At 49.3% G+C, this 6,022-nt stretch carries 5 protein-coding genes; all 5 read right to left on the reverse strand.

The genetic code is table 11. The annotated features are described in order from the left end of the window. Positions 1–1,101: lamin tail domain-containing protein (locus tag J0895_RS23145; RefSeq protein WP_207090354.1), on the reverse strand; the 1,101-nt coding region annotated here is incomplete at its 3' end. Between the two features lie 3 nt (positions 1,102–1,104). Further along, complete coding sequence (locus tag J0895_RS23150) at positions 1,105–1,629, reverse strand: DUF4347 domain-containing protein (RefSeq protein WP_207090350.1); 525 nt, start codon at positions 1,627–1,629, stop codon at positions 1,105–1,107. A gap of 327 nt (positions 1,630–1,956) precedes the next feature. Further along, the gene (locus tag J0895_RS23155) at positions 1,957–2,883 is read right to left on the reverse strand and encodes a S66 peptidase family protein (RefSeq protein ID WP_207090351.1); all 927 of its coding nucleotides are present in this window, start codon (positions 2,881–2,883) and stop codon (positions 1,957–1,959) included. 240 nt (positions 2,884–3,123) lie between these two features. Then, a complete protein-coding gene (locus J0895_RS23160; protein WP_207090352.1) occupies positions 3,124–4,347 on the reverse strand; it encodes a HEAT repeat domain-containing protein in 1,224 nt (407 codons plus the stop codon). A 130-nt stretch (positions 4,348–4,477) separates the two neighbouring features. Continuing rightward, positions 4,478–5,587 (reverse strand): DMT family transporter, encoded by a 1,110-nt coding sequence (locus tag J0895_RS23165; protein WP_207090353.1) that lies wholly within the window; start codon positions 5,585–5,587, stop codon positions 4,478–4,480. Between the last annotated feature and the right edge of the window lie 435 nt (positions 5,588–6,022).

Below are 6,022 nucleotides of genomic sequence, written 5' to 3' on the forward strand. Positions count from 1 at the left end.
GGGTAAGGTGCGGTACTCGAAATCTTGATTATTGGGGGTATTAGTGCCATCATAAAGGGTGAAAGATGCATCGGGAACTGCAATAATTGGGGCATCATTCTCGGGGGTGAAAGCTATGGTTTTACTGGCGGGACTACTGGCTAAACCCAGGGCGTCAGTGAGTTGAAATTGGACCGTGCGATCGCCCGGTAAGGAATTGTCCGAAATATTGCCATAAATGATGTTCCGCATCAAGGCACTAACGGCGGTATCCGTAGCAAAATTCGTGGTGAAATTAATAGTGAGAGGGTTGCCTTGAGTCCCGCCGGTGAAGCTGGCAAAGGGTATGCCACTGTAAGCGATCAAGTTAAGTCCTGGAGAATCGATCCCTGCCGCAATTTGCCCTGCACTGCTGCCTTGGTTTCTAATCATCAAAATATCATCAGTCGTGGCACCCGAGGTAAAGTTAATCGTCAGGGTGCCGCCGTTGAAGTTAGTTAAGTCAGGATCGGTGGCAGTGGCGTTGGTGTCAAGAATAGCAAAACCGTCATTTTCGGTATAGTTGAGATTACCGCTGGGGACGGTGATTTCGGGGGCTTGGTTATGACTACCTAATCCGCTAAAAGTATCTACAGGAAACCCACTCCACTCTAGGCTGGGGTTGAAGGTATTGTTAGGGTTGCTATCTCCAGTGGTGATGGTGGTTTTCCGGCGCAGGGTTCTATCTAGGGTACTCACCCCTCCCCCAGTCCAGGCTGTACCGGGGTCAAAACCTATTTGTCCGATCGCGTCCAGAATTATGCCGTTTTTCTGCAAGACTATCGCATCATTGCCGTTAAACCAGCCGTTACCATTGGTTTGGTTTGGCAGAATGCCAAGGTTTGCCATATTGTGGGCGAGAACAAATGTGCTACCATGAGCGACAGTGCCAGAGAGATTGATCGTTAGTCCAGCCGGGGTATTCCCGTTAAAATACATTTCGACAGAATAGCCACCGGCAGCTAGGTCGATCGCGCTTCCAGTGCCGTTGTAGAATTCTAGAGCTTTGTTGTTGCTGCTGCCTTCGACATATTCGGAGATGAAAAGGTCGGTGGGGGCGAGGACATTCTGATAAGCGGCGATCGCCTACGCAGAAAAGGGGATTTGCACTTCAATCGCACCTGTACTCGCTTCCAGTTCCCAGTCTCCCCCCAAAGCGGCGCTACCTGTCAGGTTATCACTGGCGGCAACATCAGCCCCTGTGACTGCGGCGAGGCGATTGACGAATACCCCAAAGTCAGCGGCGAGATTGCACCCGTAGAGCAGAATATCCGCATCAGGGGTAAGAGATTTTGCCCATTGGGAGATTTCCGCTTCTGGGAGAGTTTCAGCGGTTAAGAGGCTGTTTCCCAGATGTAACATCCCGGATTGGGCGTGGGAGAGAATATGAAGACCCGCCAGGGGTTGTTTTTGGTAGGAGAGAATCTCACTAATTTGGGTGATGGCATCCCGTTTGGGGTCTAACACCACGACTTGTAATTCGGCGGGGGTACTGGCGATGAGGGTTTCATATCCAGTTACGGTGGGGTCGGCAAACAGAATTTCTCTGGGGGAGGTATTTTCCCAGATGGCATAGAGTGGACTGATGGATTCCGAGAGCAAAAAGGACATAGCTTGTCTTTGAGTAGAATGCGTTAATCCCATATAACGAGTCTAAATGAAATTGACAGAAAGAAAGCGAAGCTCGATGCTCGCACTCCCAAAAATGTACGCGAATAACTGTGGGAAACGCTATATCAAGTCTAAATCATTCTGACCTAAAGATGGCGAGCAAGATGCTCGCACTACAAGACTTTCAGTATTAGATCCATTGTCAAATTCATTGAGGGTCGCTATATCAAGTCTAAATAAAGCAAACAAACCCTCATTTTTGAAGCGATTCTCCAACTCCTTTTAACAACAATTGGAGTCCGGTTGGTGTTCCTATCTCCGCAAATTTCAACTCCCCAAAATACTTAAACTCCCCTTATCCCCATCTAACTCCACCGGGACTCCTACAGGCAAGGCAGCATTTTCTCCATCATGTCCGAAGGGTAAATCTGAAACAATGGGAATGTCTAAATCTACCAGGCGATCGCGCAAGACTTCGCTCACCGTAAAACTCGACTTACTGGCTAACGTATCACATTGGCTAAATCTGCCTAAAGCAATTCCCCTCACTCCAGTGAATGCACCCATCATCCGCCATTGGGTGAGCATCCGATCAATCCGATAGGGAGCTTCTCCCACATCCTCGAAGGCTAAAATTGCTCCATCTAATAACGGTTGTGCGGGAGTGCCTAGCAGGTGAGTAGCAACGGTGAGATTTGCCGGGAGTAAATATCCCGTGGCGGTGCCATTTCCCCATCCGTTGCCTTGGAGAGGGGGGATTGCCTTGCCTTCGACTAAATCAAATAACCGGGAAATTGTCCAATCCGGTTCCCTGGCGATCGTGGTGAGGAGGGGACCATGCACCCCTACGATGCCGGTTTTACTCAGACTCCATAACAAGCTGGTAATATCCGAAAATCCGATTAACCATTTGGGAGGGGTTGGTTCTGGGGTCCAGGTCCAATCTTCTAAAATTCTGGCCCCCCCATATCCGCCTCGGACGCAGAGAATGGCGCGACAGTCTGGGTCCTGCCATGCGGTTGCCAGTTGTTGACGCCGATCGCGATCGGTCCCTGCTAAATATCCCCAGGAGTTGTCATAACCAGCAGTCAGTTCCACCCGATACCCGCGCGATCGCCAGATATCTAACCCCTTCTGAAATACCGACTGCTCTCGTAGGCCCCCACTCGGGGCAACTGCCCGCAACAAATCCCCGGGTTTTAATGCCGGTGGTACAATTCGATTCAAATTCAACCCCAAAATTTCCGATGCCATTATGCCCTTCATCCTCTCTTATTTATTGATACTTTATCACCCATAATTCGTCTGATTTTCTGGTTCCCCTAAACTAGAAAATCATAAAAAATTAACCCACTAAAAATACCATATCTCCGGTTTTTTAATCTTCCCCAAATTGAAAATTTGAATTGAACATCGCGGGAATTAAACCCTCAGACTGGCTCTAAAAAATCGACTGCTCATTTCCCAATCAACCCATTCAGAATTAGAGCCAAACTAGGGAATATCTTCTGGATAAGTTTCCGTGGGTGGAGACCAGTTTTGTAACGAAGAACGGGATTCAGAATTAGTACCGGGACGGAGGCGATTGAGTTGGGACAAAGCCCACTGTGCCGCTTCTCTGACCTCGGGATCAGAATCTTCCGAAGCATGGCGTAAGAGTTGACTGGTTTGGGAGACTAAATCATAGATGCGAGTTAAATCCCGAATCGCATTTTTACGCACTTCCGGATTGCTATCTTGCAGGGACAGAATCAAAGCGCGATTCATCGGTTGCATTGTCCGATTTCCGATTTCTGCCAGGGATGCCAGGATGAGACTGCGCTGCCGAGAATCAGAATCCATTAATAAAGTAACCAAGGGTTGCATCGCCCGAGAGTCACCCTTTTGCCCGAGTTCCCAAATCGCTTTGCGTCGTTGAGTCGGGACTCGACTTTGCAAATCTTCGATTAAGGTTTCGATCGCATCAATTCTGGCAAGCTGAGGGGGTTCACTCCGGACTAACCCTTCTTCTGGAGGAGGGGGAATTGCTGCCGAGGGAGGGAGTTTTTGGGAGGGTTCGATCGCCCTCTCGTTGTAGCCATTTCCATGATGGGGTGGCACTGGGGCATTTTCAGCGAGATCCCTCTTGTCTAAAACCGGGGATTCCAACTCGGGTTGGTCCGCAATTTCTGAAAACTTATCTGGTGGGTCCTTGAAAACTTCAGGGGTTTCGGGTATTTCCTCCCCCTCTTCATCGTCAACTTGTTCACCGGAATGGGTGAGCAAATAAAAGCCGCCTGCAAAGATTCCGGCAAAGGCAAGAGTCCCAAACCCGAGTAATAACAGCCAGAGGATGTCTTTGCGAGCAAAACGATTTCTGGGAGGGCGTTCAGTTCGGGTGGCCGGATTGGGTTGATTTTGGGCCAGTTCCAGGGGTTCCTGGGTTGCCCTAATGGGGGAATCCGGATTGGGGGATAGTCTCCCAGAGGCGTCCCGAGTAGTCTGATCTGGGGCGCGATCGCGAAGCGAGGGCAGATTTCCAGGGACTGGAGTCCGTGGAACCTGGCCCTGGTAGAGAGTTTGGGATGTAACTGGGGTGGGGATTTGATGAATCAAACTCCCACCTTCGGCACCAGGAAAAATTCCCAAGCCGGTTAAAGTAGTGATCAGTAATAAAACGGGATGGTAGGCGATCATAATTAGGGGTACAGATCCAACCAGTTGATCCAAAGAAAGCATGATACTAAGCTAACTTGCTTTCTGTTCCCAACGCGATGCGCTAAGAATACAACCCCTTTAATAGCACACCGCAATGATCGTAGTCTTCAGCTACCGGGAAACGCTATAGAATCAGTCAACCTGGGATGGCTTAACCTTCTGAATCTGAAACTCGAAGTTGAATGGGAATTTCAACCGGGTGACCTTCCGACCCTTTCAAAACGGGGATCGGTTCCGATGAGGGATTTTCGCCACTGGGGATGTAGCGAGTGGATGCACGGAATGTTCTGAGTTTCGCTCTCAAAGTTGCGATCGCACCCGGGGGGAGTTGTTCGCGCTGATTAATGAGGTAGATGCTGAACAGAGTGAGGATCACACCACTCCACTGTAACCCAGAGAGGGTTTCGGACAAAAATAGATTCCCGAAGAAGATGGCAAAAACTGGGGTCATAAAGGTTAGGGAACTCAGACTGGTGAGGTTTCCCTTGGAAGCAAAGTAGAAAAATAAACCATAGGCGATCGCCGACCCAAATACCGTGGAGTAAGCCAATGCCAGCCAGCCATTCAGGTCTAAATGCACCCACTGCTCAGATTCCGTGAGTCCTGAGATTATCCACAAGGGCAATCCGCCAATAATCATGTGCCAGCCCGTAGCTACAACTGGGTCAGCATAGCGGCATACAAATCGGACCATAACGGTACCCCCTGCCATTGACAGGGCCGCCAACAGCATTAACCATTCGCCACTCTGAAATAACCCCGAGAGGTGCAAGGGAGACACCGCGAAGGAACCGTTAAACAAGCCCCAAATCCATTCATCGGGTAGTCCAATCAGACTGATTCCCAGAATACCCATTCCTAAACCCAGGAAACCCCATCCGCCAATGATTTCCCCAAATAGCCATGCACTCAGTAGGGCCACGGCGAGGGGTTGGGAGTCAATCATCACCGAACCCAAACCTGCTCCAGTTTTGACTAATCCTTCCGCGAGAAACCCTTGAAAAAGGAACCCATCAACGATGGCAAACAGGGAAATCCATAGCCATGCTTGCCATCCCCGGGGTTGAGGACGTCCGGCGATCGCCGCGACAACCAACACCAACAGTCCCGCTGGAACTAACCGCACCCCCGCCATAAATAGGGGTGTGGTATTGGTGAGGGTGCCTTTCATGGCGACCATTGCCGTACCCCATAGGAAAAATGGAGCAATCATTAATAGGGGCGTGAATGAGAATTTAGATTCTGTTAATTTCAGTTGCATAAGTCTTTATATTTGGATGCCATTCCTGCTCGGGCGATCAAAGTATCGGGGGCAAAAATTACTTATATAACGAGATTGTAGCAAATTATGTAGTTTTGTTACAATCTTGAAACAAAACCCACCCCCGGTTAGAGTACCAAGGGGCAACGAGTCTTGCTGGACTTTATGCACAAATTAGGTTAAATGTCAATCTTAAATGGGGAACTCAAAGATAAGGCAAACTAGAAAGAATCCCCAGGGGAATAACTGAAGTGGATCCAAAATAATCGGGTTAAGGGGAGGGTGGAAGCGGATCGTACAACTCCACCAATAGGGTGCATTGCAAAAACCAGAATGGTGGCTGAAATTTAAAATAGGTTTCTGGCGATCGCGCCGATAGCTGTACCAGGGTAATCTCGTTCAAGGGGATAATCTGACGCCCCGATACGAAATCTA

It is taken from the genome of Phormidium pseudopriestleyi FRX01, from assembly GCF_017313335.1.
GTDB classification, from domain to species: Bacteria; Cyanobacteriota; Cyanobacteriia; order Cyanobacteriales; family Laspinemataceae; genus Laspinema; species Laspinema pseudopriestleyi.

Coding starts and splice junctions, on each gene's coding strand:
- J0895_RS23155 (WP_207090351.1), bottom strand. CDS start 2,883: ATGGCATCGGAAATTTTGGGGTTGAATTTGAATCGAATTGTACCACCG.
- J0895_RS23165 (WP_207090353.1), bottom strand. CDS start 5,587: ATGCAACTGAAATTAACAGAATCTAAATTCTCATTCACGCCCCTATTA.
- J0895_RS23150 (WP_207090350.1), bottom strand. CDS start 1,629: ATGTCCTTTTTGCTCTCGGAATCCATCAGTCCACTCTATGCCATCTGG.
- J0895_RS23160 (WP_207090352.1), bottom strand. CDS start 4,347: ATGCTTTCTTTGGATCAACTGGTTGGATCTGTACCCCTAATTATGATC.